This window comes from Neisseria sp. P0001.S005 (genome assembly GCF_051963715.1).
In genome coordinates, this window is the sequence record NZ_JBQCTZ010000310.1 from 1 (window position 1) to 2,662 (window position 2,662).

Sequence of the window (2,662 nt, forward strand, 5' to 3'; positions counted from 1 at the left end):
TGTCGCAGTTGCGTTCATTGGTTAAATCGGCAGTGTCGGTTTCAGACAATACTGCCGAACCCACGCCGTCTGAAAAAATCAAATCGCAGCCTGTGCCAGTTTCTGCCGCCCTGTATAAACCCGAACCTCAACCGGCCAAGCCTGTCGTTACGCCTCCTAAGAGCGTACAGAGCGAATTTAACCGGCCTTTGATTGTTCCGGAAGGACTCAATTCCTTAAAAGAGCGTTTTTCGGCCGGCAGCATCAATCCTGCTTTGCAACAAGACGCACCTATATTGGAAGGCGAGGACGATATGCCGCGCCTGTTGGGTACCTCGCCGCAAATGGTCGAAGTGCGCCACCTGATTCGCAGATTGGCTCACAGCCTTGTTTCCGTTTATATCTCCGGCGAGTCCGGTACGGGTAAAGAGCAGGCGGCGCGCACGATTCACGAGCTGTCCAACCGTGCCGACAAACCGTTTATTGCCGTCAACTGCGGCGCCATTCCTGAAAACCTGATGGAAAGCGAATTTTTCGGTTACAAAAAAGGCAGCTTTACCGGCGCGGATCAAGACCGTTTAGGTTTTTTCCAACACGCTGACGGCGGCACTTTGTTCCTTGACGAAGTTGCCGATTTGCCGCTTGCCATGCAGGTCAAACTCCTGCGCGCCATTCAAGAAAAAGCCGTGCGCCGTATCGGCGATGCGCGGGAAACCCCTGTGGATGTGCGCATTATTTGTGCGACCCATAAAAACCTCGAAGCTTTGGTTGAAAGCGGCGCGTTCCGTCAGGACTTGTATTACCGCCTCAACGTTGTCACCCTGCACATGCCGCCTTTGCGCGAAATGCGCGAAGACTTGGGCGCGCTGATTTTGTATCTGCTGTACAAACACCGTCACGGCAATCAAACCTACAAACTCAGCCCGAAAGCCCAAGAAGCCCTGTTGCATTACAGCTATCCCGGCAACTTCCGCGAGTTGGAAAACATCCTCGAACGCGCCGTCGCACTGACGGTCGGCCAAGTGATACAAGTGGATGACTTGCAGATTCAAAATGCCCCACAGGTTAAGGCTGAACGTAGCGGCTTCTCTTTTGACGATATTGCCGAACCTGACGCACACGAAACTACGCTCAATCACAGCCCCATTCCGCCGTTTGATCCGCGTACCATGCAGATACAGGATTACCTCGACCAAGTGGAACGCAGCATCATCGAGCAGGCTTTGCAGCAAACCCGTTACAACCGTACCCAAGCCGCCAAGCTTTTGGGCATCAGCTTCCGCTCTATGCGCTACCGCATGGAACGCTTGGACATCAATTAAAACGTTCAGACGGCCTGAGTTTTCAAGGCCGTCTGAAACATAAGCCTTATGTACAAGATTTATTTTGACGAAACCGCATCTGCCGAACTTCGCAGCCTTACCGAGCCTTTCGGGCTGACCGTTATCGACCGGCAGCCTGAAGAAGGCGGTTTCCTTATTGCTGACGAAAGCGGTATCAGTTTGTGCCGCGCTGGTGAAAAAGGCCGTGTCCGCGTTGATTTTGATGGCGGTGCCGCCCATTACCGGCGCACTAAAGGCGGCGGCGAGTTGATTGCCAAAGCCGTCAACCACACTGCGCAACCGACTGTCTGGGACGCTACCGGCGGACTGGGACGCGACAGTTTTGTGCTTGCCTCGTTGGGTTTGAAGGTACAAACTTTTGAACAAAATCCCGCCGTTGCCTGTCTACTTTCAGACGGCCTTAACAGGGCAGGGCAAAGTGAAGAAACACGGGAGATTGCCCAACGCATTACTTTGCACTTCGGCAATGCCGTTGATTTAATGCAAGAATTGGCAACGCAAAACGGCAGACCCGATGTGGTGTATCTCGACCCAATGTATCCGGAACGCCGCAAAACCGCCGCCGTGAAAAAAGAAATGGCTTACTTTCACGACTTGGTCGGCGCGGCACAAGACGAAGCCGAGTTGTTGGACGCAGCGTTGAATACCGCCAAAAAGCGTATTGTCGTCAAACGCCCACGCTTGGGCGAATTTCTCGACGGGCGCAAGCCTGCTTATCAATACACAGGCAAAAGCACGCGTTTTGATGTTTACCTTCCGACAAGGCCGTCTGAAGACTAAAAGCAAACTTGCAACATATCAAAAGTAACCGCCGGCGTTATCAGCGCGGCGGCAAAGTGTGATATAAATACCCTTTCCCAAACTTCATTGGAGCAAACTATCATGGAATTAGTATTCATCCGTCACGGACAAAGCGAATGGAATGCGAAAAACCTTTTCACCGGCTGGCGCGACGTCAAGCTGAGCGAGCAAGGTTTGGCAGAAGCCGCGGCAGCAGGTAAAAAGTTGAAAGAGAAGGGCTATGAGTTCGACATCGCCTTTACCTCCGTTCTGACCCGTGCCATCAAAACCTGTAACATCGTTTTGGAAGAATCCGACCAACTGTTTGTTCCACAAATCAAATCATGGCGTTTGAACGAGCGCCACTACGGCCAGCTGCAAGGTATGGATAAAAAACAAACCGCAGAAAAATACGGCGACGAGCAAGTCCACATCTGGCGCCGCAGCTACGATACCCTGCCTCCGCTGCTGGATCCTAAAGATCCTCACTCCGCCCACAACGACCGCCGCTATGCCAACCTGCCTAGCGATGTCGTACCTGATGGCGAAAACCTCAAAGT

General features: G+C 52.6%; 3 protein-coding genes. All 3 read left to right on the forward strand.

Annotation, left to right across the window (positions count from 1 at the left end; translation table 11 throughout):
• Positions 1–1,301 (forward strand): sigma-54 interaction domain-containing protein (locus tag ACTHSP_RS19350; RefSeq protein WP_440346709.1); only part of this gene is annotated, 1,301 nt, incomplete at its 5' end.
• A gap of 48 nt (positions 1,302–1,349) precedes the next feature.
• Positions 1,350–2,102, forward strand: a complete 753-nt coding sequence (locus ACTHSP_RS19355) for a class I SAM-dependent methyltransferase (protein WP_440346710.1) — start codon at positions 1,350–1,352, stop codon at positions 2,100–2,102.
• A 102-nt stretch (positions 2,103–2,204) separates the two neighbouring features.
• A partial coding sequence (locus ACTHSP_RS19360; RefSeq protein WP_440346711.1) for a 2,3-bisphosphoglycerate-dependent phosphoglycerate mutase occupies positions 2,205–2,662 on the forward strand: 458 nt, incomplete at its 3' end.